This window comes from Parasediminibacterium sp. HNIBRBA5674 (genome assembly GCF_056745525.1).
In genome coordinates this window covers 12,567-37,652 of record NZ_JBQWIE010000002.1, presented here as the reverse complement: position 1 = coordinate 37,652, position 25,086 = coordinate 12,567, and the positions used below count along the sequence as shown (strand labels likewise).

Below are 25,086 nucleotides of genomic sequence, written 5' to 3'. Positions count from 1 at the left end.
TAACCGTGGATATTGTTGCAGAAATAAAAACAGGTAATAAATTTGTATTTACCGAGGTATATCACAAATACCACGAACGGTTTTATTTCTTTGTGTTAAAGCGTACAGCATCCTCAGATATTGCAGAAGAAGTAGTGCAACAGGCATTTACAAAGCTTTGGGAAAGCAGGGAAAAATTATCCGAAGAATTTACTATTGATGTTCAATTAGCAAGAATTACCAGAAGCATTTTAATAGATACGCTTCGCAAAAAAGCAGTGGAAAGAAAAGTGATCAATCAGGTTGTTTCTCAAACACCTACTATTTATACAAGCGACCCAGCCATAGAAAAAGAATTAAGCAACAAAGTATCTTCTGCTATAGAAAACTTGCCACCTATTTGTAAAAAAATTTTCAAATTAAGCAGAGAGGAAAACCTTTCCTACAACGAAATCGCCGCCCAATTGTGCATTTCACCCAGAACGGTAGAAAATCAAATTTCCAAAGCCCTAAAAGTGATTAGGCAAGTAGCTGCCTTATCCATTATTCTATCAGTAATTAATAAATAATCCCTACCAATATAAACAAATTGTTAACTCGTAGGGGTATTTGCTTAGTTGTTCGAATTATTCATAAGTCATCTATTTTTAATGAAAGAAGTCTCAGCACAGCTTATCCAGCAATTTTTTAGTAACCAATGTACCGCAGAAGAAGCGTTGCAGGTGCAAGCTTATTTCGATACCTATCCGGAACAGCTTGAAAAGTATATCAGTATTCACAACCTACTTACCGATGAAGTTGGTAATAAATTAGATAGTACTACTTCAAAAAAAATATTATCCGGTATTGAAGAAGATATAGCAAAAAAACAAACTAGAATAATAAGGCTCACTTGGCTCAAATATGCTGCCGCAGCCTCAATAATCGGCTTGGTGTTTTTTACTACTATAAAATACATCAACAATAACAACACATCAAAAGCTGGCAGCAATATGGTACAGCAGCAAGTACAAACGGATAGTTCAGTAAATACTTTAAAAACGGTAACCAACACTACGAATAAAGCAATGCTGGTTGCTTTGCAGGATGGCTCATCTGTAAATCTATTCCCTAAAAGTACCTTACAATACAACCAACCATTTATCAACAATAAAAGGCAATTGTTTTTAGTAGGTACCGCATTTTTTAAAGTTGCAAAAGATAAAACCAAACCTTTTGTAGTAACTACCGATGGAATTAGCACCACAGCCCTTGGCACTTCGTTTACCATTGTTGCAGAAAAGCAAAGCAATAATATAACGATACAACTATTTACGGGTAAAGTAATGATTAGTAAAGCGGTTACTAGTAGCTATGCTTTCAATACCCAATACTTATTACCAGGGCAGCAAATACAAGTTAATAAAGCCACTTATGCTGCCGAGTTTTCAACGTTTAAATTAAAAGATAGCGATAAGAAAATAAAAAAACAATCTTTAGCAGCAGAACACGATGGTTTGTTGAATTTCAACCAATCAAGCTTGCCAGAAGTATTTACCAGTTTACAAAAACAGTTTAAAATAACCATTACTTACAACACTATCGAATTAGCGAATATGAAGTTCACGGGCAAGTTTAATAGTAATGAAGAAGTAGCCACTATACTAAACAATATTGCTTTACTAAATGGGCTAACAGTCACAAAAACCAATACAGGTTTTGAAATAAAAAAATAAAACAAATACATAAAAATCAAGTACATGCTACCACATGTGAAACGCACTTTAAAAAGCGTACTGATAAACTATTGTCTAAACATCAAAACAAATAACACATGCAAATGGAAAAAAAACAATCAAAAAAACGGTTATTAACACTGGCTTTAGTATGGCTCACTAGCCTATTTACTATTGGACCAGCCATGGCACAAAACACAGCAAGCATTAAGGGCTTGGTGCAAACCGAAAGTAGCGAACCCTTAAATGGAGTTTCTGTTACAGCTACCAATATTGTTACAAAAAAAGCAATATCTGCCACTACCAACGAAAAAGGTGTGTTCTCTATTACTACTTTACAAGTAGGCAGTACCTACAATTTTACTTTTAGCTATGTTGGTTACGAAGCTGGATATGTATATGCTTTTAAAGTAAAAGAAGGTAATGAAAACTCATTATTGGTGAGGTTAAAACAAACAACTTCTACACTTGATCAAGTAGTGGTAGTGGGTTATGGTAGCCAAAGTAAACGTTATGTAACGGGCTCTACTTCATCTGTTAAGTCTGAGGATTTAAATAAGTATGTTGCCAGTGGATTCGCTTCACAATTAGTAGGTAAAGCAGCAGGTGTGGTTATTAATAGCTCATCAGCACAGCCTGGTACAGACCCACAAATTGTTATTAGAGGCATCGGTACATTGACCGCTGGCAGAAACCCATTGGTAGTTGTAGATGGATTTCCTTTATCAGAAGGGTCTTCATTAAATTCAATAAACCCACAGGATATTGAAACAATTGACATTTTAAAAGATCCGGCCTCTGCCGCTATTTATGGTTCTAGAGCTGCTAATGGTGTTATTTTAATTACTACAAAAAAAGGAAAATCGGAAGCTTTAAAAGTAGCTTTTGATTTCTATACGGGTTTTCAACAAAGGGCAGACAATGTAAAATATGCTGATGCGTATGAAACTGCTCTATATCTTACTGAGGCAAGAGATTGGGCTTATGTTTCTAAAGACCCTACGAATAGAGCCATAACAGACGATAGGGCTACACGTGTTTTAAAAGGGGCATCTCTACGTGAACTACGTTTAAATTATTTACAACCCTATTTAGACAAGCAACCAGGGCTTACTAACACTTCTTGGTTAAATGAAATTTACAGACAAGCACCTATGACAGGCTACAACTTGGCTTTCTCAGGGGGTACTGCCAAAACAAATTATTATGTATCGGCTAATTATTTTAAGCAAAAAGGCTTGGTAATAGAAAATGATTATCAAAGATTCAGTGGTACTATTAAAATTGATTCAAAGCTATCAGACAAAGCTGAATTTGGTGTAAGCCTAAACCCGTCTTATAGTTTACAGAACTATTTTGCAAATGATGCCAATAACAATACTGACCCAATTGGTATGGCTACAATCATGTATCCATTTTTTAGCCCTTACAATGCAGATGGTTCATTAGCAATAAGCCAAGAAATAGTAGCAAATACACCAGAAGATGGTGCTTTAGGCGAAAACCCAGTAGCTGCTGCAAAAAAAATAAAAAATGCAAGAAACAATTTTAGGCTATTTGGTAATACCTATTTAAGCTACAATATTCTGAAAGGTCTTAAGTTTAAAACAATGCTTGGTGGAGATTTTACAAATTATTATTACGATTTTTATAACCCATCAGATTTAGGTGCTTACAGAACAGCAGCCCCAAAGCCTGCTGCTGCAACTGAAACAAATGGCATTACCAACAACTATTTAAGTGAGAATACCCTGACTTATAGCAAAAAAATTGGCAAACATGATATTAATGTTTTGGCTGGTTACACATTTCAAAAAGAATTTGGCAGCACTACCGTAGTTACAGGTTCGGGCATACCTGACAACAACACAACCAATATTGCTGGTGCAAGTGCTTTTGTTGCCACTACTTCAAAATACAGATGGACTCAGATTTCTTATTTATCTCGTATTCAATATGCTTTTGCAAGTAAATATCTATTATCATTAACAGCTCGTCGTGATGGCTCATCACGTTTTGGCAATGATACAAAATGGGGCAATTTTCCTTCTGTTACAGCAGGATGGGTGTTGAGTAAGGAAAGCTTTTTCCCTAAAATAAATGCGATTGCTTTCGCTAAACTAAGGGCAAGTTGGGGCAAGGCTGGTAATAACCAAATAGGTTCTTATGGTTCTCGTTCCTTAGTTTCAGGTGGGGCAAACTACAATTATGTATATGGAAGTAATTTGGCATCAGGCTTTGCTGCAACCACAACACCAAACCCTAGTTTATCATGGGAAACAAAAACGTCTACCAATATTGGATTGGATGTAAGTTTATTCAACAAAATCAATATCGCAGCAGATTATTACACTACTACCACTAACGATTTGTTGTTAAATGTACCAGTACCAGAGCAATCGGGTTTTAGCTCATCTACCCAAAATATTGGAAAAGTTAAAAACACTGGTTTTGAGTTAGAGGTATCAAGTACCGCTTTAAAACTTGGTAAAATAAATTGGAACTTTAATGCCAATATAGCTACCAATAAAAATGAAGTGCAGGCACTTGCACCTGGTCAAACGCAGATTATATCTGGCAATGAAAGTAATTTTTATACAAAAGTGGGCGGTTCAGTGGCAGAATTATATGGTTATAATGTAATTGGCATTTTTAAAGACCAAGCAACGCTAAATGCCACCCCTCGTTTAGCGGGTACTTTAGTAGGTGACTATATTGTTGAGGATGTAGATAAAAATGGCATTATTGACGCAAAAGACATGATTGCCTGCGGCACTTACAGCCCTAAGTTAACCTACGGATTTACAAACAATTTTTCTTATAAAAATTTCGATGTAAGCCTTTCGTTTAATGGTGTTGCTGGTAGAAAAATATACGACCGTGGCTTATCTACCCTTGATGAGGCAGGTGAAGGCTTTTCTGTCCCTAACAAATATTATTTCGATAACCGCTACCACCCAGTTGATAATCCTAATGGTACTTTAGGTCAGCCAAACTATGGTAATTTCTCAGCAGCTAGAAGGTCGGTAAGGGCATCAACACTATTCTATAAAAATGCAGACTATATAAGACTTAGGGTTTTACAATTAGGTTACAATTTACCTATAGATGTTATTAGACATTTAAAATTATCATCAGCAAGATTTTATGTAGCAGCTAATAACCTTTTTACAATAACAGATTTTAAAGGTTATAACCCAGATGCTACTACCGAAAGCGTATTAACAAATGGCCAATCTAGTGCCAACTATCCTGTTGCAAGGTCTTTCACACTTGGCATTAGCTTAAATTTTTAAATCAGTAAAAAGATAAAACATGAAAAAGAATATTCTTTATACACTACTTATTAGTTCTCTAATATTAGGCTCTTGTACTAAAGAGTTAAACCAAGACCCCATTACATCTAAAGACCTTTCAGTTTTTTTAAAAAATGAAACAGAAGTGGAAGAATACGTAAATGCAGTATATGCCAATTTGCAATTCAATGGTTTATATGGTTTGTATATGCCAGCAATTGGCGAAATATCATCTGATAATACATTTGATGAAGTACCAGCCAATGATGCAGCAGTTTATGGAGATTTAGATCAGTTTAAAACCGTTCCAGTAAATGATTTATTGGCACAAAACTGGCGAGATAGTTACAAGTGCATACAAAAAGCCAATGTTGTTTTGGGTAGAATTGATAATATTACGTATCAATCAACTACCACAAAAAATGCTCGTATTGGCGAAATGAAGTTTATTCGGGCTTTATTGTACTTTAACTTGGTTAGAACTTTTGGCGATGTGCCATTGGCATTAACTGAAACTACCGACCCGAATGCCTATTTCGGTCAAGGAAGAACTGCTTCAACAAAAGTGTATGACCAAATAAAAAAAGATTTAACAGAAGCCATTACAGTTTTACCAGCTTCTACAACACAGCCTGGCAAGGTTATTAAAACGGCAGCACAAGCATTATTGGGTAAAGTATATTTAACCCTAAAAGATTACGCTAATGCTAAAACACAGTTAGACTTAGTAGTTAGTTCTGCAGTTCATACATTAATGGCAAACCCATCATTGGTTTTTGCTATTACCAACGAAAACAATAAGGAAATCATTTTTGCTGTTCAGTTTGCGGCTGGTGTAAATGGCAATACAGAAGGTAGTATCATGTACCAACAGTTCAGCCCGTCAGCTACAGTTAGCGGTGCTAAAGGGCATAACCTGCCAACCAAAAGTTTATACAATCTATATGCTAGTAACGACCTTAGAAAAGGTGCTTATGTAGCTTTAGCTTCTACAGGTGCACCTTATAGCAACAAATTGACAAAACCTACTTTAATCACCGATGGTGCTAGTGACATTGTTGTGTTGAGGTATGCGGATGTATTGTTAATGTTAGCAGAAGCAGAAAATGAATTAAATAATACTACGCCGGCTACAAGCTATTTAAACCAAATTAGAACAAGAGCAGGTTTAACGGCAACTACTGCTACTACACAAGTAGATATTAGAGCCGCAATAGAATTAGAAAGACGCTTTGAGCTAGTTGGTGAAGGTCATCGTTGGTTTGATTTATTGCGTACAGGTAATGCAGTGAGCGTCATGAACGCTTGGTTCACAGCTAACAATATTTTAATTACAATAGATGCCCACCATTTATTAATGCCAATACCACAAGGGCAAATTGATACTGATCCTTCTATTAAACAAAACCCAGGTTACAATTAAAAATATAGTTGTACAGTATTAAATAGATAAAAGGAAAACAGATAGAGTATATAAAATTAGTCTGTTTGTTTTCCTTCTTTAAAAATTTTTCAATCAGTAATAATATGAAAGGAACGATGTTTTCCATACTTATACTTTTTATATCTTCTTCTTTACTTGCACAAAACTCAAAAACCAAAACATCTGTAGTCTCAAGACAAAAGCAGATACTTTACAAACTAAAGCACCCCTCAAGGGATTATGTACTTGCAGTTGCCCACAGAGGTGCTTGGCATAATGCGCCAGAAAACTCAGTACTTGCTATAAAGCATGCCATAGATATAGGCGTAGATGTTGTTGAAATTGATGTACGTATGACAAAAGATAGTCAATTAGTGCTGATGCATGATTATACTGTTGACAGAACTACAAATGGAAAAGGGAAAGTAAGTGATTTAACCCTTTCAGAAATAAAGAAGTTGAAATTGACAAATGCGGTTGGTGTTCAGTGGAGCTGGCAACAAGTGCCCACCTTAGAGGAGGCGATGCTTGCTGCAAAAGGGAAAATAATGATTAACCTAGACAAAACAGAGGATAAGACTGTAAAGGAATGTTTTGAAGTTTTGAGAAAAACGGGCACCATAGACCATGCAATTTTTAAGGGAAACGATTCGGTACAGGTTATGCGAAAAAAATATGGCAAATTGATGGATTCAATTATTTACATGCCTAAAGTATGGCATAGTTTACCAAATATCCCAAACTATATTGCAGATTATAACTACAATTTACATCCGATGGTATATGAAATGATTTTCAATAGCACGGCTTCGCCTGTTTTTAGCAAAATCTCAGAAATGAATAGAAATGGCATTTCAGTTTTGGCAATTGCTCTTTGGGATGATTTATGTGCTGGTCATAGCGATGAAATGGCAGCTATGCAGGGGTCAGAAAACGCTTATGGCTGGTTAATTAAAAGTGGTGCAAATGCAATAATGTCGGATAATCCAGAAGGTCTTTTGGATTACTTGAGAAAAAGAAAACTTCACAATTAAAGAACTTAGTATGTTTAAGTCAATATTATTTTTCTGGTTGATGATTCCTTTTTTCTTATGTGCCCAAAGTAAAGAAGATACTACTTCTATCGTTTGGAAGGAAGGTTATTTGGATATTCATCACATCAATACAGGTCGAGGCGTTTGCACATTTATGGTGCTGCCAGATGGTACTACTATGATGGTAGATGCTGGTGATATTGACGATTCCCTTTCAAGTAAAAGCCAGCCATTAACAGTTACGCCAGCATATCCCAACAATTCTAAAACAGCAGGGCAATGGATAGTAGATTACATAAGGCAAGTACTTCCAACCATACAAAAGCCTGTTATTGATTACGCTTTGCTTACCCATTTTCATGGCGATCATTTTGGCGTAGTTACTAACAAAACCAAAACCGCTGCAAATGGTGCTTATAAACTATCTGGTTATACAGAAGTTGGAGATATTTTACCAATAAAGATGTGGATTGATAGGAACTATCCTAACAACAATTACCCGACTGATTTACTGCAAGCCTACAAAGCCGAACCAAGTAATTTCTTAAACCTTCAACGGTTTATTGCCTACCAAAAGGAAAAAAATGGTTTGCAAGCAGCATCCTTGCAAGTAGGTGCTACCAATCAAATTGTACTTAAAAAAGTACCTACAAAGTTTCCGTCTTTTACGGTAAGAGGCGTAAAAGCCAATGGTACTATTTGGACTGGCAATGGTAACAATACCTTTGATTATTTCACGGCAGACAGTGTATTAGATGCTAAAAAGAAGTTCAACGAAAATCCGTTAAGCCTTGCCATTAAATTATCATACGGCAAGTTCGATTATTTTACAGGAGGCGATAATACAGGCTTGCAAGGCTATGGCTTACCTTCTTGGTTTGATGTGGAAACACCAATGGCCAAAGCGGTAGGAAGAGTTGAAGTAACTACCCTAAACCATCATGGCAATAGAGATGGTACTAATGAAAACTTTTTGAGAAGCCTTCAGCCAAATGTAGTTGTAGAACAAACTTGGTGCAGCGATCATCCTGGGCAGGAAGTAATGCATAGACTATTATCAAACCATTTGTATGCTGGCGAAAAAAATGTTTTTGCCACCAATATTCAAGAAGTTACCAAGCATACATTAGGCTTTTGGTTCACACAAGGGTATAAAAGTATGTTTGGTCATATCATTATTAGGGTATTACCGGGTGGCGATAGCTATTTTGTACTAGTAGCTGAAACAGTGAATGGTAAGGTACAAATCACAAAAAGCTTCGAACCATATATTTCGCAATAACCCTTTTTTCATCATAAGCAAGTTTAGTTTTTCGCATTTACAAAGGGGGTATTTCTATACCCTCTTTTTGTATATATAATACGCACACTTAAATTACTATCCTATTAAACCATGCAACAATTTATTGAAGCTACAATACGTGAAGCAAGTACGGCATTTTTAAAAATAGATCTAAGCGATAAATCATTTTTACAGAAAACAATAGAAAAGCTAACAATAGTATCAGCTCTAATTCAGAAAATAGAAAATAACATCGAATCCAAACCATTCAAATCGCAAGATGCAGAAATTGAATATTTTAAAATCTATAAACCTCAAATATTAAGGTACATTATCTACTTCCAAAATATCATACGTATCGAACAATACTTTCCTATTGGTACAAAAAAGCAAGTAAAAGCCTACCTCAAAAAAGAACAAATTAGCCTTTCCAACTTCTACAGAAAAAATCGGGATGCCTTCATATATGCTAGATGCAACCAAAACCATCTAGACCATGTATATTTCACCAAATCCCATCTTAATAAAGACCTCATGGCAGCAGTTCATGCAGCCGAAATGCTACAAGAATATCTCAAAGAAAAACGCAAAATAATAGCCATCGCAGTAGATGCAGCACCGCAAAAGCCCGTACCAATTAGTACCAACCTTAAATGGACAGATTCCCAAGCTGGCCTAGTAGAAATCATTTATGCCATCCATGCAAAAGGCTGTCTTAACGATGGTAAAGCTACCATCAAAGCAATTGTAGAAATCCTCGAAGCGGTCTTTAATACCAACATTGCAGATTATCGCCGCACATTTCAAGACATAAAAAACCACCACCAATCAGCCCGTTTTTTAAACAAACTATCCTTTGCCTTAACACAAAAAATAGATAGCAGTTTTCAATAAAAATATTTTTCCCAACGTGGGGTAAGGTTGGGAAATCAATCCACTCATTTCTTATCTTTTTGCACCATACTAAATTTTAAAAGTATGGCAATAGAAATTATTACAAAAGAAGATTTACAAGCATTCCGCTTTCAATTACTCGATGATTTAAAAAACATCATCCACACCAAACCAGCCAAACAAAAGCAATGGCTCAAAAGTAGCGAAGTGAGAAAGCTACTAAAAATTTCACCTGGCACTTTGCAAAACCTTCGCATCAACGGCTCATTGTCATTTACTAAAATTGGCTCAATCATCTACTACAACTATGAAGATATTGAAGCGATGTTAGACCAGAACAACAACAAAGCAACACCAGCACAACAACGGAAGAACAACAATGCACTAACATTAAACTTTAAACCATAATTCCATGAACTATATCAAGCACCTTGCAGGTTTTTTCGATAAAGTTTCTACAGATGAAAGGTTGAATCCTACACACGTTAGTATGTATGTTTCCTTGTTTCAATTTTGGAATGCAAATCGCTTTCAAAACCCAATAAGCATTTCACGAAACGAGTTAATGAAAGTAAGTAAAATCAGTGCAAAAGCCACCTACCACAAGTGTATGAAAGAACTCAACGATTGGCAATACCTTAAATACAAACCCTCATATAATCCATTCAAAGGAAGCCTTGTTTACTTGTTCAATTTTCAAACTGGTGAGATAGAAAAGAGTGAGCCGCCTAACTTGTTCAATTCACAGACAAGTAATGAACAAGCAGTAGTAGCACACCATACTAAAATCGAAACAAGTCTTGAACAAGCACAAGAGCCTTATATAAACATATCTAAACGTAATAAACAAAACAGTATAAACTTGGGTAAGCAACCAAAAAAAATAGCAGTTCAAAATTTGAACGGCTCGGAAGAAAAAGAAAAGTTGCGTCAAAAGAAAAAGAATGTCATCCTGAGCGATAGCGAAGGAACTGCCCCAACCATTCAGCAAGTCCAGGAATATTTTGCTTCGCAAAAATTCCCTGCCATTGAAGCAGAAAAATTCTTCAACTATTTTCAAAGTAATGGCTGGCTTGTTGGTGGCAGAACAAAAATGAAAGACTGGAAAGCTTCTGCAAAAAACTGGATGATAAACGCACAAAAATTTAATTCCCCTTCCTTGAAGGGGCAAGGGGTAGTTAAGAAAGCCAAAAACCTACACACCAAACAAAATAAAAACTATAACGAACCATTGTAATTGTCATCCTGAGGCACGAAGGATCTGTACATTTTTAAAAGGCTTATGTAATTCCAAAAAATAAGTGTTAAATACAATTACGAAGAAGCTTGGCAATGGCTGCAACAAAAAGGCAATGAAGTGCACGGCAATAAATTTCAATTACACCAAGAAGATAAACCAGCAATCTACTTATTGCTTTGCTACTTTCTGCAAGACGAGTTAGCAGCCCACCAGCTAAATATTGATTTAAACAAAGGCGTTTTATTAACAGGCCCAGTAGGATGTGGCAAAACAACACTCATAAATTTGATGAGATTTTTTATTCAAAAAGAGAATCAAAAATTCATCACTAAACCTTGTAGAGACATTAGTTTTGAATTCATTCAAGATGGCTTTTCAATTATTCACAAATACAGTAAAGGCAGTTTGTACGATTATACACCTCGTACATTTTGTTTCGATGATTTAGGTACAGAAAGCAGCTTAAAATACTACGGCAATGAGTGTAACGTAATGGCAGAAATACTATTAACTCGGTACGATTTATTTGTTTCAAAAAACTTGCTTACACATCTAACAACCAACCTTTCAGCCAGTGAAATAGAAGAAATATATGGCAACAGAATAAGAAGCAGACTTAGAGAAATGTTTAATCTTATTGCCTTCGATAAAAATAGTGAAGATAAAAGAAAATAATACCAATATTTTTAGTAAAATCTGTATCTATATATATTTCTACACTACTTTTACGAAGTTATGGAAAGAGCATTTATCACACACTCAAGGGTTATTAACGACTTGTTTGCACAGTACAGTAATACATTTATTGCTTTCTGTGAATTAATGAATAACTCACTTCAAGCAAAATCGAAGAATATTTATATAACAATAGACCAAGCAAGTGAAGATGAATTAACACCAACTTTAGTCAAAAAAATTATAATAAAAGACGATGGCATTGGAGTTTGTGAATCAGAGTTTTCTTATAAAATTTTACACATTGGCACAGATGCAAAAAATGGTGGTAAAGGAATTGGACGATTTTCAGCACTTCAAATTGGTTCATCAGCAACAATAGAAACTGTAGGTTACGATGAAACAAGCAAACTTTACACTAAAACATCTTTATCTATAACCGAAGACTTTTTTAAATCACATAAAGACATATCTAAAATACCAATAAATACAACAGATGAAGTTTTAATTGGAAAGCAAAATACCTATTACCAAGTAACAATAAATAACCTTTACACTTCCCCAAGAACTGATAACGATAAGAAAAAGAAATTAGACGAAAATTTACTTGTTGATAAAATAATGGATGCGATTTTTGTAAGATATCCAGTAAAGATTTTCAATAAAGATGTAAATTTTTTTGTTAACGGTTCATACTTAAACCCAACAGACTTTGTTGTTGGTAATCCTTACAAACCCAAAACTACATACATTGACAAAAAGGGGGATTTGCACGATATATATTTTACTTACTTAAACATTAAGTCATCTGTCCCTACAATAAAAGTTTTTCTTACCGTTGGTAATGCAGGTATAAACACAGTTGCTGCAAGTTTTGAATTCGATGCACAGTGGCTTAGCCCTAAAATAGGCACTTGGTTTGTATATGTTGATGCTGAATTATTCACTACGGATATGCTTAGGAATTTTGACTTTGGCGACCTAGATGAAAATGGAAAGCATATTAGATCCTTCATAAAAGATCATCTTAATAATTTCTTTCGTGAAAAAAACAAAGAGTTTGATAACTTCAAAACAAATCTTAGAAATGACGATTACTATCCTTACAAATCAGGTTCAGCTACGTCAAACTCTAAGGTGATAATATTTGATAAGCTTGCATACCTAGTCGAAGAAAAATACCACATTTTAAACGAACAAAGTTCATTACGTGAAATTGTATATCCATTAATTGATAAATCAATCGCTAGCGGTAGTTTCAAAAACATACTCTCTAGCATTTTAAAATTGGATAAGAAATTTATAGTAAAATTCAATGACCTACTTGAGAAAGCAGAACTAGAAGATGTTATTGAGTTCTCTGAAAAAGTTGCTACTAAACAAAATGATTTAGAGTTTTTAGAAAAAATTGTTTACGGTGATATTGCAAATTGCATATTAGAAAGAAAACAGCTACACAAGGTATTAGAAAAAATGCTCTGGGTATTTGGGGAACAGTATAGTGATTCAACAAAGTTACTTTCAGATAAAAACTTAGAAAATAATTTACTAAAACTTAGAGATGAATTCTTGCCTTTTGTTGCATCAAAAGATAAAGAAAATTTAATTGAGCTACCAGAGAAAAAACTAAAATCAATAACAGACTTGTTTCTTTATAGTGAAAAAATTATAGATGAAGATTCAAGAGAAATATTAATTGTTGAACTAAAAGCACCTAAGGTTAATCTAAGTAAAAAAGAGTTGCAACAAGCAAAGGATTATGCTTATCAAATAGAGAAAAAAGGTGAGTTTTCAAAAAACCTTTTTTATAAAGTCCTCTTGGTAGGCAGTGATTTTACCGACCAAACAAAAAGTGAGATAAAAGGCACTTCCAAAGACAAAAAAAATCCTTATTTCTATTGGGCAAATAATAATAACAATATTGAAGTTTGGGTTATTAGATGGAGCGATTTAATTGAAAATACAAAAAGAAAATTAAAATACATATCAGCAGCTCTAAAAATAAAAGACGTAGATGTTAAACAAAAGTTTGAACAAGATTTTGAAGAAATTGAAATTGAAAAAATATCTTCAAGACTTCAAAAAACAGAAATGATTTAACTCAATGACACCTCAACAAATACAATCATTAATAACCCAAGGGGAAGGCTATAATTTAGAATTCAAGCAGTCTGTGCCATCCAAAGCAAGCGAATTAGCAGAGGAAATATGTGCCTTTGCCAATGCTGCAGGTGGCACTTTATTAATTGGTGTTGATGATAAAGGAAACATTATTGGTGCAAAAATGGATAATACAAATAGGTCAAGACTACAAAATATTCTTAACACAATTGAGCCAAGTTTTCCAGTTGATATTTCTGAAATTGAGGTAGGCAACAAAACAATTATTTGCATCGAGTGTCAATCAGGCAATCAAAAGCCATATACTGTTTCGGGAGCAATAATTATTCGTAATGGCCCTAATTCAGAAAAAATAACTTCTGTTCAAAGAATGAGAGATTTCTTTCAGCAGGCAGATAGAATTTTCTTTGATGAAGCAGAGTGTAAAAGTTTCAACTTCAAAAAAGACTTCAATAAAACATACTTTAAAGAATTCCTACAGGCAGCTAATATTTCAAATAATTTAGATCAGGATACTATACTTCAAAACTTAAAGCTGTTTACAGAAAATAATGGTATCAAAAATGCTGCGGCATTGTTCTTTTCAATAAATCCACAAAAGCACTTTGAATGGGCAACCACACGTTGTACATTGTTTAAAAGCATTGATAAAACACACATTATTGATGATAAAATCTTTGGTGGCAATCTCATTAATCAATACAACGAAGCATTGAAATACATATACTCAAAAATGAATGTTGAGTATATAATTAATAATGCAGGTCCAAGAAAAGAGGTTTGGGAAATACCAGACGTTGCTTTAAAAGAAACATTGGTAAATGCTTTAGTACACAGAGATTATTACGAACGTGGTGCAAGAATAGCCATCGAAATTTTTGAAGATAGAATTGAAATAAGCAATCCTGGCGGATTAGTAAATAGCATCCCAAAAACACAATTTGGAAAACGTAGTTTATCTCGTAATCCTTTAATCTTTGGCTTATTCCAAAGGCTTAACTTAGTAGAGCAAATAGGCTCTGGCATTAATCGAATTAAAAACTCAATGGCAGAGGCTAATTTGGAAGAACCAACTTTTAATTTAGATGGAATATTTTCTGTTACATTCTCTCGTCCTATCAGTTTTGAATCATTAGTTGAAGCATATTGGCAAACACACTTAAACAGCAGCCAGTCTCAAATTATTTGGGAAATACATCGAAATAGCAAAATCACAAAAAGTCAGTTGGCTTCATTGGTAGGTATTGGTAAAACTGCAATAGATAAAAACATTGACAAGCTAAAAGAATTAGGCATCTTGGAAAGAGAAGGAAGTGATAGAAGCGGCTCTTGGAAAATCATTCATAAAAGACACCTTGGTGGGTAGGTGGTGGGTAGAACTTACACGAATTTTGTTACACATTTTTGATACACATTCTTGCATCACAATTCTGTGAAACGCTTTTGTAGTAGCAATTGCAATAGTATTTGCTATACCATTTTTCATAGCATTTGCTATAGCAAAATGTGGGTAGATGGTGGGTAGAAAGTAATTTTCTTTGGGCTTCCCTTTCAGGTCGGGCTATCCACTTAAATCTTTTTGTTCCAAAAAGGATAACGTTTCTATCACTAAGCCAAAATACAAGCCATCACCACAGGTAGCCTTCCTAACCACAGTAGCTATGCAATAGGCAACCTTTGGCTCACACAGTATTCGCTGCTTCTTAGGTCGCAGCCAATACTTTTAGCTATACTTCTTCAGAAGCGGTGTGGCGATGCCACGAGTTATACCCACCCATCAAAGCTTCAAGAAAAAAACGGCTTATGCAGTCCTAAGCTACAAGCCTTATCGTTACTGCATTTTGTGTTGCTGCCAATTTTTAACTGCAATACTTTTTATGGCTATGCACCTATGCTATTTGGCACTTTGTTATTCCACTTCGTTACATATCAAACAGCCAAGCCATAAACACAAAGCATAGCAATAAAAAAGACAGTCATTCCAACCACCACCATTCCTTTATTGCAGTACAAAAATTGTCAGAAGCATACTTAAACATAAAGTGCCATTATGCAATTTTTTGGCGTAGCTCATCAAGTATGCACGGCAATCAAAAAATCACATAATCACTTTATGTTAAGTAGCCAACACAAGCCCCGAAACAATCGGGGCAGCCGTTTTTTTCTTTGCCAATCTCACCCAACCCATTGAGTAAACCCAACGCACCCACCCAACCCATTTTTCAGCGGTCAGGTAAATAAAGCAGCTGTGCTTCAAGCCTTGTGATGCAATCAGCTTTATTCATTACACTTCCATTACGTTACAGCGTTTCGTTCATTTCACTTTGTTACATTCACTACACTTCCTTCCACTCATTTCAGTTGCATTCATTTCAGCCCATTGCACCACACCCACAAGCAACAGCCTTTCCTCATTCCATTTCACAAGCTTTGCTTTGTTTTTGTGTCTGGGTATTTGTCATTGCTCGGCTGCTTTGTATTTAGTAGGCTAACGCCAATTTACTAAATACAGCTATGCTTCATTCCAAATCCACCATCCACTTCAATCCCTTTACTATTGCTCATTTCATTCAGTCAGGCACTTGCTTTCTTGCTATGCTACATCAATGCAGTTGCTTTTTTTCCTGTAGTTTTTAACCCAATCTAACGCTGCAAGAAATTAACTTGTTTTTTCTTTTTCTGCCCCACTTTCAGTGGGGCAGAGTTATTTTTTTGAAGCAAGAAAATGAAAGTTGTCGTTTTCATCTATTGTCCAGCAATAGGCAAAATTATGCCCTCTTTAGTCGGCAAGGTCTGCGTTACGTTTCACTTCACTTGCCTATCGGTTTTTGCAAAAAAATCTTCCCCTGTTTTTAGCTTGCCAAGGCTTCGCAAATTTGGCAAGCAACAGGTAGTATTTTTCTTGCAAAAAACCTTGCCTTCCCTGCCCACGCTGCATTTGGGTTGCCTATCGCTGGTCAATAGTGGTTTTCTGCCATTAGTAAAAATCAGTGGTAGTTTTTATGTTTACATTCTCAATCAGTTGCTACAATTCAATAAGCACAAATGAAGTTTTAAGCACTCAATTTTATGTTTTGTCTAAAGGTTTGAATAGTGGCAAGCCACTTGAAAAACCTTGCCCAAATTGCTTTGTAGTCACTGTTAAAAATGATGAAGAAAAAGAGTTTTTATTTTGGTTGTGTTGGGGTTTGTGGCAGTCTAAAAAGTTTCATCATTTACACACTGGTTCAGTTATTCCTTTCATTCGCATTGATGAATTTAAAGCATTCATAAAAGTACAAGCTGCAACAGCTTTTGCAGAAAAAGAGCAGTATAACAAAAATTTAAAAGCCCTGCAACAGCTTGAAGCACTTGAAAAAAACTACAAGCAAAATCTGCTGCTCATAATGGATGCAAAAAGGGCAATATTCCAAAGGGCTACTGGAAGGCGGTAGTGCCTTTGCATAACATTTTTATACAGCAAAAATAGCTACGGCAGCCCGACACACAGAGCCAACAAACGCCACCAAAAGACTACGGCATAAACACAGGAGCCAACACGCAAATCCATCATTTATTCCGTTTCCTTTTGGTGTCGTTATCTGCCTTCGCTGATGGATGCTTATAAAAAATTTAGTTATGCAAAAACAGCTTCGCATCATCAGTCGTTACCGTTTGGCAGTTTGCCCTCTCAGCTACTGCAATTTTCCAATTCCAGCTTTGCCACCTTTGGCGTTCAGTCGTCATTTGTGCAGGTTGCCAGTTGTCTATCGTCCAGCTTTTGGGGTTCGTGCCTTTCATTTGGCTTCCATTGGTTGGTTCGTTTTCGTTTATCCATCTGGTCGCCGTCAGTTGTCAGCATTGCCTTTTTAGGGCTTTGCTGCAATAAAAAAAGCCCCATTTCTGGGGCTTTACTTTTCTGCTTAGGTCACCACAACTTTACAGAAATTATTTTTTAAAATATCTTAAAGTACTTTTCAACAACAACGATACAACAAAACTCACCACAGCACCTACACCAGCTAATACTATTGTTTTCACAATATCCTCACTTCTTATGTTGTAAAATATAGTAAGCAAAGTACCGCCAACAGTTCCAGCTTTTGTTCCTATGTTACTTTCCATCGGTTGTTGTTATTTGGCTTACTGCACTTATTACACCACTTGCCACAGCCACATACCCAGCAGCAGTTACAATTGAAGCTGGTAAAGCTATTGGTGCTGTAATAATAGCTGTGCTGATAGCTGCAAGTGTCAAACCAATATTTCGCAGCTTCTTAAAGAACTTTGGAGTAGGGGCTTTCGCCCTTTCAATTATTTGTTTCATTAAGCTTGTTTTTTAATATTAAGAAATACTTTTTCACCTCGTTCTAAAACAGGAAAGACAAAGGCTCTCAACTTCTCAAATACTACTCTGCTTTTATCGCCTTTGCCTTCGCCTGTAATAGTGGTTACTGGTGCAATACAGCCCTTTGCTTCTCTCATAGCATTGTTATAAGGGTGTATCAAAATCAAGTCCCTATTGGGCACATTTTGCAGCCATAAATGCCATTTAAACTTTGGGCTGTATCGCTTTACTAATTCATACCTTCCTTCAGGAATACACGATATCTGATGTTCGTTATTTTTCCAAGGCAATTCTATGGTATGGCACAAGCCAACACCATTGATTAATAGATTACCATTCGTTCCATTGGTATAATATGTTCTTAATAATTCCAGTTCCATTTTGTTTGTTTTACTTTTTAAGCCCCTTTAGGGGTTTGGGGTTTACACACCATCAACTTTCACGATGGTTAAGGCATTATACGCCCCATTTTTCAATGGATATTTCACACCATTAACATCTTGGAAAAACTCAATCCCCAATGCTATAAACAAAGGATGTGTGCTGTTGGCAGTCACAGCATTACTAAGGTTCAGCACAGCAGTTGCCGTTCCATCCCAAGCCAATAAAGCACTTTGTTTAGAATCAACGATGAAAGTTTCATTTTCAAAATCAATCTCAGCACCAGCCGAAACAATTTTGTAATGGGTTGTGCCACCAGGTGCAGCAACCATAGTTGTAGGTATGTAGCTTGGTACACTTATTTGCAATGTTCCTGCAACCCTGTCAATCGTTGGTGTATAAGGTGCATACAAAGTGTTGCTTAATTGGGCATTTCCATTAAAATCAAAACCCTCAAGCAATTCAGCTTCCCCATCAATCACATTCCTTTGCCCTCTTGTACTGGTCGGGTCGGCTTGTAGCACCACCATTTTTTGTGTCAATCGGCTAACCATTCGGTTATCGCTTGCGTTTTGCAGCAATGCTCTCAACGCATTACGCAAAACTTTACCTGCTTTGCCGGCATTACCAAACTCACTTCCATTTTCACGTGTCCTTTGAAACTTAGGGTCGTTAGCAATTCGGTTTCCATCAACACCACCTTTGCCTCTGGCCAAATAGCCATCTTGGCTTTTGTAAAAGGTAATATCACCAATAGTACCTTCCAACTTCATAATCCCTTTTTGCCTTGCCATTTTCAATAAAATTTAAAATCAATAAATCGAAATGTTTATTGGCACACTTCATAAAGCCTTTTATTACGCTTATTCAGCTTTCGCCATATCCACGGTGGAACATTGTGTTCACACCGCCACAAGCCCAAGCCTTTCAGTTTTGCTGCAGCTTCGTAATATTTTAAATCAAGATTTTTTGAGTAAGAAGTATAAAACCAACCCCATCCTTTAGCAATTAAGAGGCTATCAAGGCTCATTCCTTTGCAGGTAGCAGTTACTAGTGTTCTGCCATAAATATCGCTGCTATGCAGCTCTAATGCTATCACAGAGCCTTTTATCAATTTGGCAACACTATCCCTGGCAGCTTTACCAAAATATTGGTCCAGTTCTGGTGCATCCACGTTCATCAAACGAACGCTTTGCAACTTGCCATTTAGCAATACTTTGTAGGTATCGCCGTCAATTACTTTTACTATCAGTTGTGCATTTGCAGTAAAGCAAATGGCAGCTATCAAAATCAATGTGTGTATGTGTTTCATAACCCAAAGCTGAAACGCTTTGTGTATTCAAAAAGCAACCCACTTCCGTTATAAACACTTATTGCCGAAATCCGTATTTATTGCTGTAACTAACTATTTTAGTAGATGATTATATTTGCTAAGTCAATATTTCCGTTATAGCATAAGCATAGCAAAGGCATAGATAGTGTATGAAAATAGAAACAGTAAGGCTTTGTGTTTACCCAAAAGATGTGCAGCGTATTACTGGTAAGTCTGAACGATATAGCCGAATGTTACTGCAAAAGATTAAAGAAGCTTTCAGCAAACAAGAACACCAGTTCATTAGTGTTGAAGAATTTTGCAGTTACACAGGGCTAAAAATAGATCAGGTACAGCCATTACTTTTGGACTAGTCAATAGTGGTGCTAAATCGCTTGAAAACCTTTGCCACATTGCAAACTTGTTCAAAAAATAGTATGGTTATTTGCTTAGTTTAGTGTAAAAGGCTTAAATTTGCACTAATACGATTTACGTTAAATTGATTCAAATTGAGAGGGGGAAAATTCGGTTACCCAAGTTTTCCTAAATCATAAAAGGCTTTGCAGGTAAGGGTTTCAATGAATAGTTGGTTTCCCGTACGCTCTACCACTAAAACCCTTGCTAGTCAAGGGTTTTCTAATTATCAGGAAGAAAAGCAGGCAAAAGTCGGGCGAACTCTCAAAGGGGTATTACTTGAAGAGCTTAACAACAAATTCAAGTATATGACTGCATTACCCTACAAAAAAGCAATACTTTATAGTGCCAAAGGTGACTTAACCAAGGATTGGTATGTTGAATTTTACTACCTAATACCTGGCACAATTGACAAATACCAAAGATTTAAGGAACGGTTTGATATTAACAGGCAAAAGACTTATCGTGATAGGTATGATTATGGCATGAACTTGACTGAGTTTATCAATCAAAAGCTTTCGCTGCAGTTGGTGTTGCTTTCACCAACAGTTTTTTCACTAATTATTGTTGGTCAAAGACACAACGGCGAAAAAATGCTGCACTCATTGCCCTCATTGTTTCATTGGATGTATGGGAAGTAAGGCACTTTTGCTTCTCTAAATCCAATTCTACCTTTACTGCCATAGACTTCAGGGTATTGTGCTATTGCATCTATTTTTAAGCGTACTTCCTTTAAAAATCTTTCGCCTAGGCCTTCTTGTTTATTTTCGTACCACTCGTAAGCTTCTATATAATCTTTAATTGCAGATGCTAGCAACTTATAAGTAAAAGCCATTGTCTACTTTTTTTTATTTGCTTTATAAGCTTCTCTCGCAATTGTTTCTGCTTCATTTAGTGTGTAAGTAGTTGCTTCGCCTGCTTCGTAGGATTTTATTCTACTATTCATTTCGTGTATAAAATCTTTATCCCAATCATTTTCTAGCGTACCTATTTCCTCTTCTACCATTGCATAAATAGCTTTAATCTTTTTGTCGTCAGCAACTTTTAGGTAGTCTGTTAGCTTTTTTCTAATTGCCGATGTGGTCATGGTTATATCATTTGTAACAAATTTACTGCTTTTCCATATCTCGTTAGATGCTTCCTTCGTCAGCATGACAACACAACCTCTGCCCCCTTTACCCTCGCTGACTCGTTGCGTGAAAACCCTACGCTACGATAAAAGCCCCACAAAGCATCTAACCGATGCAGTGTGCAACAATAGCCCAATAGTACCACTACTGCTGGTAACCACAAAAAAGACCGCAATTATTAATGGGGTGCTATTGCCTTGCGGCTTAAATTTGCATATACCCACATTTATAAGCAAAAAAAACACACTATGGACAAAATTGCAGTAGCCAAAGGCGATGGTATAGGACCAGAAATTATGGATGCCGTACTAGGTATTTTTAACGCAGCACAAGTGCCGCTTGAATACGAAGTGGTAGAAATGGGTAAGTGGGTTTTTGACAAAGGTTATAGCAACGGTATGACGACCGAGGCGAAACAAACCATTGAAGACTTGAGCATTTTGTTTAAAGGCCCAATGGAAACGCCTAAGGGCAAGGGTGTAAAAAGTGTAAACGTTACTGCCAGAAAAACTTGGAACACGTACGCTAATAAACGTGAATTTCAAACTCTGCATGGTGTAGATACGGTGTTTTCTAAAGCAGGTATTCCTATTGATATTACAATTGTTCGTGAAAATATTGAAGATACCTATGGTGGTATTGAGCATATGTTGACGCATGATGTGGCACTTGGTCGTAGATTTATTACACGCCCTGGTAGCTTGCAGGTAATTAAGTATGCGTTTGAAATGGCTAAGAAAAAAGGCGCTCGTAGAATTACTTGCGGTCATAAGGCCAACATTATGAAACTAACCGATGGTTTGTTTTTAGAAGTGTTTTACGAAATAGCTAAAGAATATCCTGAGCTAAAAGCAGATGATGTAATTGTAGATGATTTGTGCATGAAATTGGTAACTCGCCCCGATTTGTTTGATGTGGTGGTGTTGACCAACTTACAAGGCGATATTGTGAGCGACCTTTGTGCTGGTTTGGTAGGCGGTTTGGGTTTTGCGCCTTCGGCAAATATTGGTGACCACATCTCTATTTTTGAAGCGGTGCACGGTACAGCACCAGATATTGCTGGTAAAAATATTGCCAATCCTACGTCATTATTGCTAAGTGGCTTGGCAATGCTGCGTCACTTAGGGCTAATGGAAACAAGTGCTATTATTGAAAATGCCTTGCTATACACACTAGAAAGTGGTGTACACACTGGCGACTTTGGCGATAAATCTATCCCTTCGGTAAATACTACCGAATTTGCCAATGCGATTATTGGCAATTTTGGTAAACAACCAAGTGTAAATGCAAAGCCTATTATTGCCAATAACTACAAAACGCCTACGCATTTTGTACTAGATAATAATCCAATGCTTGAAAGTATTGAAGCGATTAAGAAAGAAGTTATTGGTGTTGACTTTTTTGTAGAAAGTCATGTGCAGCCAAAAGAAGTAGCCGAGCTAGCACTTAAACATACAATGACATTATTTAACCTTACTACTGTAACCAACCGTGGTACACAGGTTTGGCCTACAGGTTCTATATTCACAAACTTGGTAAATACATACATGTGTCGCTTTGAAAGTGTAGACGGTGTGCCATTAACACAAGTAGATATTTTAGAACTGTACAAAAGACTAACTGCTGATTTTAAAGTATGTTCTATGGAATTACTGAACACTCTAGATGGTAAGAAGTTATATAGCAGCGCACAAGGGCAATAGAAAGAACCGTTGATTAATAATGATAAAATGATCGGCAATGATGATTTAGCCCTTATGTAAAGTTGTTATTTGACTCTTAATTCTGTCTAGAAAAACAAAAGTTAAAGATGATAAAACTAAAATCGTCTATTTGCACTTTGCAAATAGACGATTTTTCGTTGTGAGCTTTGTATTCGTTGTTTCTTTGTGTGAAATGAATGCAAGACTAAATAGCAATATCTATTACCTTGAATTTCATAATACCATTTGGTGCTTGAATTTCAGCAATTTCGCCTTTAGCTTTGCCTAATAAACCCTTGCCAATAGGTGATGACGCAGAAATTTTACCTGCTTTTAAGTCAGCTTCTTTTTCGCCCACAATTTGGTAGGTCATGGTTTTTTTAGTAGCCATATTGGTAATGGTAGCTTTGGTTAAAATAGCTACTTTGCTTATGTCAATGGTTGCTGGGTCTACAATTTTAGAATTTGCAATTACACCTTCTAGTTGTTTAATTCTGGCTTCAAGCATCCCTTGGGCTTCTTTGGCAGAATCGTATTCAGCATTTTCTTTTAAATCGCCTTTTTCCCTCGCTTCTGCAATGGCTTTAGATGCTGCAGGTCTATCAATGGCTTTCATCCTTTGCAGCTCTTCCCTCATTTTATCGAAGGTTTCTTTCGTTACATATTCACTCATGATCTTTGTTTTAAGATGATACAAAAAAATACAACGCCACAGAATTACTGCGGCGTTGCATAAGTACAAATATAGAAAAAAGGCTACAGAGCGCAATATTTTTTTCTTTTCTAAAAATATTTTTACAAAGCATTAAATAGCAAGTGCTCTATGCGTAGCAAAAATCCATTTGGTGCATTACGTATTGCATCGCTGTAAATTTGGTGTCTGTAACCTATGTCTACTCTTGTTTGGCTATGAATAATTAACTGCAAAGATGGTGCTACATCTAAATACCCCTTAGAGTTACCTACTAATTTCTGACCTAGAAATTCTACCATCACATTCAAGTTGGTTTGATTGTAATTGGTGTATTCTTTAGGCAACAATAATTTACCAAACGATAAAGTGTAGTTAATAGCCTGATTTGCTTGGTTAGAAGGAAACTTATTGGCAGCGCCATTATTCATTGCTTGCACATAACTTACCAATGACGATAGGGCTACTTTGTGTAATAACTGTGTAGTAATTATACCTAATTGATAACCACTATTATGTATATTAATATCAATCTCTTCTTGGTGAATATCGCTGTTGTTGGTGCTTAGTCTACCAAAAGCAGCTATTCTAAAATGTGTATGTACATCGTCTTTGCTATAAAAACGATACTTAGCGTAAGCACCTGCACCTTCATAAGTAAGCACTTTGTTGCGGTTACTTACAAAAGCTTCTGCGTGTACCATCAAGTTTTTATTAATGCCAAACATCACTTCTGGCAAAATGTGGTAGTTAGTAGTGCCTTTAAATTCATCTTTAAAAAAGCTTTGTGTAGCACGTATACCAATGGTTTTTGTAGGCATATTGCTAGCTGGCTCTGTGTACACAAATAATTCTTGTGCAAAAACATGGCTTGTTGCTAGTAAGGCAACTATTAAAAAGTGTTTCTTCATAGATTAATGTTAAATGGTTACATGATACACTCTTGTACCTGTTGCACCATCTTTTTTAGCGCAGCAACTTTCCATGGTGCCTGTTTGGTAGCATTTCATAGTCGTGTATTGGCCAAACTTTTTGTACTCTTTTGCAGTAGCAAAATTTTTATCTACTACAGTAAATGTTTTGCTGCCGTTTAAAGTTTGGTTAGGCACGTTTAAAAAATGTAGTGTTTTGCCTTGTACAACTACATGCGTGTCGTTTTGCACTTTTACATTATCAAAATTGGCAGTTATGGAAAGTTTTGCTACCGAGAAGCCCGCACCTGTAACAGCGTTTTTTAAAGCATCAAAGTCTACTGGCATGTTGCTTTTAAATGTGATATTGTAAGCTGAGTTTTTAATATCGCTATCTACTTTTTCTACAAAAGGTACGGCAGATAATGCTTTGAAAATAGCTTTTGAACACATGCTACATGTGAGGCCACTTGCTTGTAAGTTGGCTTGTTTAAATTGTGCTTGTGTGTTTATGGCAAATAATACCGCACAAGCGAATAATATATTTCTCATGGTGAA

27 protein-coding genes are annotated in these 25,086 nt (G+C 36.0%); 16 read left to right on the top strand and 11 right to left on the bottom strand.

Annotated elements, in window-relative coordinates; genetic code table 11:
* Nucleotides 1–5: 5 nt before the first annotated feature.
* The 13 genes from ACT9TX_RS01590 to ACT9TX_RS01530 all read left to right on the top strand — a co-directional run bounded on the left by ACT9TX_RS01590 (nt 6) and on the right by ACT9TX_RS01530 (nt 17,093).
* On the top strand, nt 6–548 hold the full coding sequence (locus ACT9TX_RS01590) for an RNA polymerase sigma-70 factor (RefSeq protein WP_481336412.1): 543 nt from the start codon (nt 6–8) through the stop codon (nt 546–548).
* 81 nt (nt 549–629) lie between these two features.
* Complete coding sequence (locus ACT9TX_RS01585; RefSeq protein WP_481336411.1) at nt 630–1,694, top strand: FecR family protein; 1,065 nt, start codon at nt 630–632, stop codon at nt 1,692–1,694.
* A 104-nt stretch (nt 1,695–1,798) separates the two neighbouring features.
* Nucleotides 1,799–4,990: a SusC/RagA family TonB-linked outer membrane protein gene (locus ACT9TX_RS01580; protein WP_481336409.1), complete on the top strand. Its 3,192-nt coding sequence runs from the start codon at nt 1,799–1,801 to the stop codon at nt 4,988–4,990.
* A gap of 19 nt (nt 4,991–5,009) precedes the next feature.
* A complete protein-coding gene (locus ACT9TX_RS01575) occupies nt 5,010–6,413 on the top strand; it encodes a RagB/SusD family nutrient uptake outer membrane protein (protein WP_481336408.1) in 1,404 nt (467 codons plus the stop codon).
* Between the two features lie 104 nt (nt 6,414–6,517).
* Nucleotides 6,518–7,447: a glycerophosphodiester phosphodiesterase family protein gene (locus tag ACT9TX_RS01570; RefSeq protein WP_481336406.1), complete on the top strand. Its 930-nt coding sequence runs from the start codon at nt 6,518–6,520 to the stop codon at nt 7,445–7,447.
* Nucleotides 7,448–7,457: 10 nt separating this feature from the next.
* Nucleotides 7,458–8,729 (top strand): ComEC/Rec2 family competence protein, encoded by a 1,272-nt coding sequence (locus ACT9TX_RS01565; protein ID WP_481336404.1) that lies wholly within the window; start codon nt 7,458–7,460, stop codon nt 8,727–8,729.
* Between the two features lie 111 nt (nt 8,730–8,840).
* Nucleotides 8,841–9,623 (top strand): RteC domain-containing protein, encoded by a 783-nt coding sequence (locus tag ACT9TX_RS01560; RefSeq protein ID WP_481336402.1) that lies wholly within the window; start codon nt 8,841–8,843, stop codon nt 9,621–9,623.
* A gap of 84 nt (nt 9,624–9,707) precedes the next feature.
* Nucleotides 9,708–10,031: a helix-turn-helix domain-containing protein gene (locus ACT9TX_RS01555; protein ID WP_481336400.1), complete on the top strand. Its 324-nt coding sequence runs from the start codon at nt 9,708–9,710 to the stop codon at nt 10,029–10,031.
* A gap of 4 nt (nt 10,032–10,035) precedes the next feature.
* On the top strand, nt 10,036–10,860 hold the full coding sequence (locus tag ACT9TX_RS01550) for a hypothetical protein (protein ID WP_481336398.1): 825 nt from the start codon (nt 10,036–10,038) through the stop codon (nt 10,858–10,860).
* Nucleotides 10,861–10,980: 120 nt separating this feature from the next.
* On the top strand, nt 10,981–11,538 hold the full coding sequence (locus ACT9TX_RS01545; RefSeq protein WP_481336396.1) for a P-loop NTPase family protein: 558 nt from the start codon (nt 10,981–10,983) through the stop codon (nt 11,536–11,538).
* A gap of 60 nt (nt 11,539–11,598) precedes the next feature.
* Entirely contained in the window at nt 11,599–13,638 is a 2,040-nt protein-coding gene (locus ACT9TX_RS01540) for an ATP-binding protein (RefSeq protein WP_481336394.1), read from the top strand.
* Nucleotides 13,639–13,642: 4 nt separating this feature from the next.
* Nucleotides 13,643–15,025, top strand: coding sequence for an RNA-binding domain-containing protein (locus ACT9TX_RS01535; protein WP_481336393.1), 1,383 nt, complete (start codon nt 13,643–13,645; stop codon nt 15,023–15,025).
* 1,636 nt (nt 15,026–16,661) lie between these two features.
* Nucleotides 16,662–17,093, top strand: coding sequence for a DUF6943 family protein (locus tag ACT9TX_RS01530; protein WP_481336392.1), 432 nt, complete (start codon nt 16,662–16,664; stop codon nt 17,091–17,093).
* A gap of 178 nt (nt 17,094–17,271) precedes the next feature.
* Here the strand turns inward: ACT9TX_RS01530 and ACT9TX_RS01525 are convergent, their stop codons facing one another.
* The 6 genes from ACT9TX_RS01525 to ACT9TX_RS01500 all read right to left on the bottom strand — a co-directional run bounded on the left by ACT9TX_RS01525 (nt 17,272) and on the right by ACT9TX_RS01500 (nt 19,679).
* Entirely contained in the window at nt 17,272–17,439 is a 168-nt protein-coding gene (locus ACT9TX_RS01525) for a hypothetical protein (protein ID WP_481336390.1), read from the bottom strand.
* A gap of 147 nt (nt 17,440–17,586) precedes the next feature.
* Entirely contained in the window at nt 17,587–17,763 is a 177-nt protein-coding gene (locus ACT9TX_RS01520) for a hypothetical protein (protein WP_481336388.1), read from the bottom strand.
* Nucleotides 17,753–17,965 (bottom strand): hypothetical protein, encoded by a 213-nt coding sequence (locus ACT9TX_RS01515; protein WP_481336387.1) that lies wholly within the window; start codon nt 17,963–17,965, stop codon nt 17,753–17,755. Before ACT9TX_RS01515 ends, ACT9TX_RS01520 begins: the two co-directional genes overlap by 11 nt.
* Nucleotides 17,965–18,366: a DUF5675 family protein gene (locus ACT9TX_RS01510; protein WP_481336386.1), complete on the bottom strand. Its 402-nt coding sequence runs from the start codon at nt 18,364–18,366 to the stop codon at nt 17,965–17,967. The genes ACT9TX_RS01515 and ACT9TX_RS01510 overlap by 1 nt, the downstream gene beginning before the upstream one ends.
* 42 nt (nt 18,367–18,408) lie before the next feature.
* Entirely contained in the window at nt 18,409–19,161 is a 753-nt protein-coding gene (locus tag ACT9TX_RS01505) for a hypothetical protein (RefSeq protein WP_481336385.1), read from the bottom strand.
* 35 nt (nt 19,162–19,196) lie between these two features.
* Nucleotides 19,197–19,679, bottom strand: a complete 483-nt coding sequence (locus tag ACT9TX_RS01500; protein WP_481336384.1) for a thermonuclease family protein — start codon at nt 19,677–19,679, stop codon at nt 19,197–19,199.
* 170 nt (nt 19,680–19,849) lie between these two features.
* On the opposite strand from ACT9TX_RS01500, the gene ACT9TX_RS01495 reads away from it, so the two are divergent.
* Together ACT9TX_RS01495 and ACT9TX_RS01490 are read left to right on the top strand one after the other, a co-directional pair.
* Nucleotides 19,850–20,053, top strand: a complete 204-nt coding sequence (locus ACT9TX_RS01495) for a hypothetical protein (RefSeq protein ID WP_481336382.1) — start codon at nt 19,850–19,852, stop codon at nt 20,051–20,053.
* A 204-nt stretch (nt 20,054–20,257) separates the two neighbouring features.
* On the top strand, nt 20,258–20,734 hold the full coding sequence (locus ACT9TX_RS01490) for a hypothetical protein (RefSeq protein WP_481336381.1): 477 nt from the start codon (nt 20,258–20,260) through the stop codon (nt 20,732–20,734).
* Here the strand turns inward: ACT9TX_RS01490 and ACT9TX_RS01485 are convergent.
* Complete coding sequence (locus tag ACT9TX_RS01485; protein ID WP_481336379.1) at nt 20,713–20,928, bottom strand: type II toxin-antitoxin system RelE/ParE family toxin; 216 nt, start codon at nt 20,926–20,928, stop codon at nt 20,713–20,715. The genes ACT9TX_RS01490 and ACT9TX_RS01485 overlap by 22 nt on opposite strands.
* A gap of 3 nt (nt 20,929–20,931) precedes the next feature.
* A complete protein-coding gene (locus ACT9TX_RS01480) occupies nt 20,932–21,180 on the bottom strand; it encodes a hypothetical protein (protein ID WP_481336378.1) in 249 nt (82 codons plus the stop codon).
* 291 nt (nt 21,181–21,471) lie between these two features.
* Between ACT9TX_RS01480 and ACT9TX_RS01475 the strand changes: the two genes are divergently transcribed.
* Entirely contained in the window at nt 21,472–22,926 is a 1,455-nt protein-coding gene (locus tag ACT9TX_RS01475) for an NADP-dependent isocitrate dehydrogenase (protein WP_481336377.1), read from the top strand.
* A gap of 205 nt (nt 22,927–23,131) precedes the next feature.
* Here ACT9TX_RS01475 and greA read toward each other — a convergent pair whose 3' ends face one another.
* The 3 genes from greA to ACT9TX_RS01460 all read right to left on the bottom strand — a co-directional run bounded on the left by greA (nt 23,132) and on the right by ACT9TX_RS01460 (nt 25,080).
* The gene (gene greA, locus ACT9TX_RS01470; protein ID WP_481336375.1) at nt 23,132–23,599 is read right to left on the bottom strand and encodes a transcription elongation factor GreA; all 468 of its coding nucleotides are present in this window, start codon (nt 23,597–23,599) and stop codon (nt 23,132–23,134) included.
* Nucleotides 23,600–23,721: 122 nt separating this feature from the next.
* Nucleotides 23,722–24,528, bottom strand: a complete 807-nt coding sequence (locus tag ACT9TX_RS01465; RefSeq protein WP_481336374.1) for a hypothetical protein — start codon at nt 24,526–24,528, stop codon at nt 23,722–23,724.
* Between the two features lie 9 nt (nt 24,529–24,537).
* On the bottom strand, nt 24,538–25,080 hold the full coding sequence (locus ACT9TX_RS01460; protein ID WP_481336373.1) for a heavy-metal-associated domain-containing protein: 543 nt from the start codon (nt 25,078–25,080) through the stop codon (nt 24,538–24,540).
* Nucleotides 25,081–25,086 lie beyond the last annotated feature (6 nt).

What these genes read in the sequence shown, in the direction of transcription:
- greA (WP_481336375.1), bottom strand. Translation starts at nt 23,599, where the DNA reads ATGAGTGAATATGTAACGAAAGAAACCTTCGATAAAATGAGGGAAGAG.
- ACT9TX_RS01525 (WP_481336390.1), bottom strand. Translation starts at nt 17,439, where the DNA reads ATGAAAGGCACGAACCCCAAAAGCTGGACGATAGACAACTGGCAACCT.
- ACT9TX_RS01535 (WP_481336393.1), top strand. Translation starts at nt 13,643, where the DNA reads ATGACACCTCAACAAATACAATCATTAATAACCCAAGGGGAAGGCTAT.
- ACT9TX_RS01480 (WP_481336378.1), bottom strand. Translation starts at nt 21,180, where the DNA reads ATGACCACATCGGCAATTAGAAAAAAGCTAACAGACTACCTAAAAGTT.
- ACT9TX_RS01475 (WP_481336377.1), top strand. Translation starts at nt 21,472, where the DNA reads ATGGACAAAATTGCAGTAGCCAAAGGCGATGGTATAGGACCAGAAATT.
- ACT9TX_RS01555 (WP_481336400.1), top strand. Translation starts at nt 9,708, where the DNA reads ATGGCAATAGAAATTATTACAAAAGAAGATTTACAAGCATTCCGCTTT.
- ACT9TX_RS01460 (WP_481336373.1), bottom strand. Translation starts at nt 25,080, where the DNA reads ATGAGAAATATATTATTCGCTTGTGCGGTATTATTTGCCATAAACACA.
- ACT9TX_RS01500 (WP_481336384.1), bottom strand. Translation starts at nt 19,679, where the DNA reads ATGAAACACATACACACATTGATTTTGATAGCTGCCATTTGCTTTACT.
- ACT9TX_RS01585 (WP_481336411.1), top strand. Translation starts at nt 630, where the DNA reads ATGAAAGAAGTCTCAGCACAGCTTATCCAGCAATTTTTTAGTAACCAA.
- ACT9TX_RS01485 (WP_481336379.1), bottom strand. Translation starts at nt 20,928, where the DNA reads ATGGCTTTTACTTATAAGTTGCTAGCATCTGCAATTAAAGATTATATA.
- ACT9TX_RS01495 (WP_481336382.1), top strand. Translation starts at nt 19,850, where the DNA reads ATGAAAATAGAAACAGTAAGGCTTTGTGTTTACCCAAAAGATGTGCAG.
- ACT9TX_RS01520 (WP_481336388.1), bottom strand. Translation starts at nt 17,763, where the DNA reads ATGGAAAGTAACATAGGAACAAAAGCTGGAACTGTTGGCGGTACTTTG.
- ACT9TX_RS01565 (WP_481336404.1), top strand. Translation starts at nt 7,458, where the DNA reads ATGTTTAAGTCAATATTATTTTTCTGGTTGATGATTCCTTTTTTCTTA.
- ACT9TX_RS01490 (WP_481336381.1), top strand. Translation starts at nt 20,258, where the DNA reads ATGAATAGTTGGTTTCCCGTACGCTCTACCACTAAAACCCTTGCTAGT.
- ACT9TX_RS01575 (WP_481336408.1), top strand. Translation starts at nt 5,010, where the DNA reads ATGAAAAAGAATATTCTTTATACACTACTTATTAGTTCTCTAATATTA.
- ACT9TX_RS01570 (WP_481336406.1), top strand. Translation starts at nt 6,518, where the DNA reads ATGAAAGGAACGATGTTTTCCATACTTATACTTTTTATATCTTCTTCT.
- ACT9TX_RS01560 (WP_481336402.1), top strand. Translation starts at nt 8,841, where the DNA reads ATGCAACAATTTATTGAAGCTACAATACGTGAAGCAAGTACGGCATTT.
- ACT9TX_RS01510 (WP_481336386.1), bottom strand. Translation starts at nt 18,366, where the DNA reads ATGGAACTGGAATTATTAAGAACATATTATACCAATGGAACGAATGGT.
- ACT9TX_RS01505 (WP_481336385.1), bottom strand. Translation starts at nt 19,161, where the DNA reads ATGGCAAGGCAAAAAGGGATTATGAAGTTGGAAGGTACTATTGGTGAT.
- ACT9TX_RS01580 (WP_481336409.1), top strand. Translation starts at nt 1,799, where the DNA reads ATGGAAAAAAAACAATCAAAAAAACGGTTATTAACACTGGCTTTAGTA.
- ACT9TX_RS01550 (WP_481336398.1), top strand. Translation starts at nt 10,036, where the DNA reads ATGAACTATATCAAGCACCTTGCAGGTTTTTTCGATAAAGTTTCTACA.
- ACT9TX_RS01530 (WP_481336392.1), top strand. Translation starts at nt 16,662, where the DNA reads ATGTTTACATTCTCAATCAGTTGCTACAATTCAATAAGCACAAATGAA.
- ACT9TX_RS01540 (WP_481336394.1), top strand. Translation starts at nt 11,599, where the DNA reads ATGGAAAGAGCATTTATCACACACTCAAGGGTTATTAACGACTTGTTT.
- ACT9TX_RS01515 (WP_481336387.1), bottom strand. Translation starts at nt 17,965, where the DNA reads ATGAAACAAATAATTGAAAGGGCGAAAGCCCCTACTCCAAAGTTCTTT.
- ACT9TX_RS01465 (WP_481336374.1), bottom strand. Translation starts at nt 24,528, where the DNA reads ATGAAGAAACACTTTTTAATAGTTGCCTTACTAGCAACAAGCCATGTT.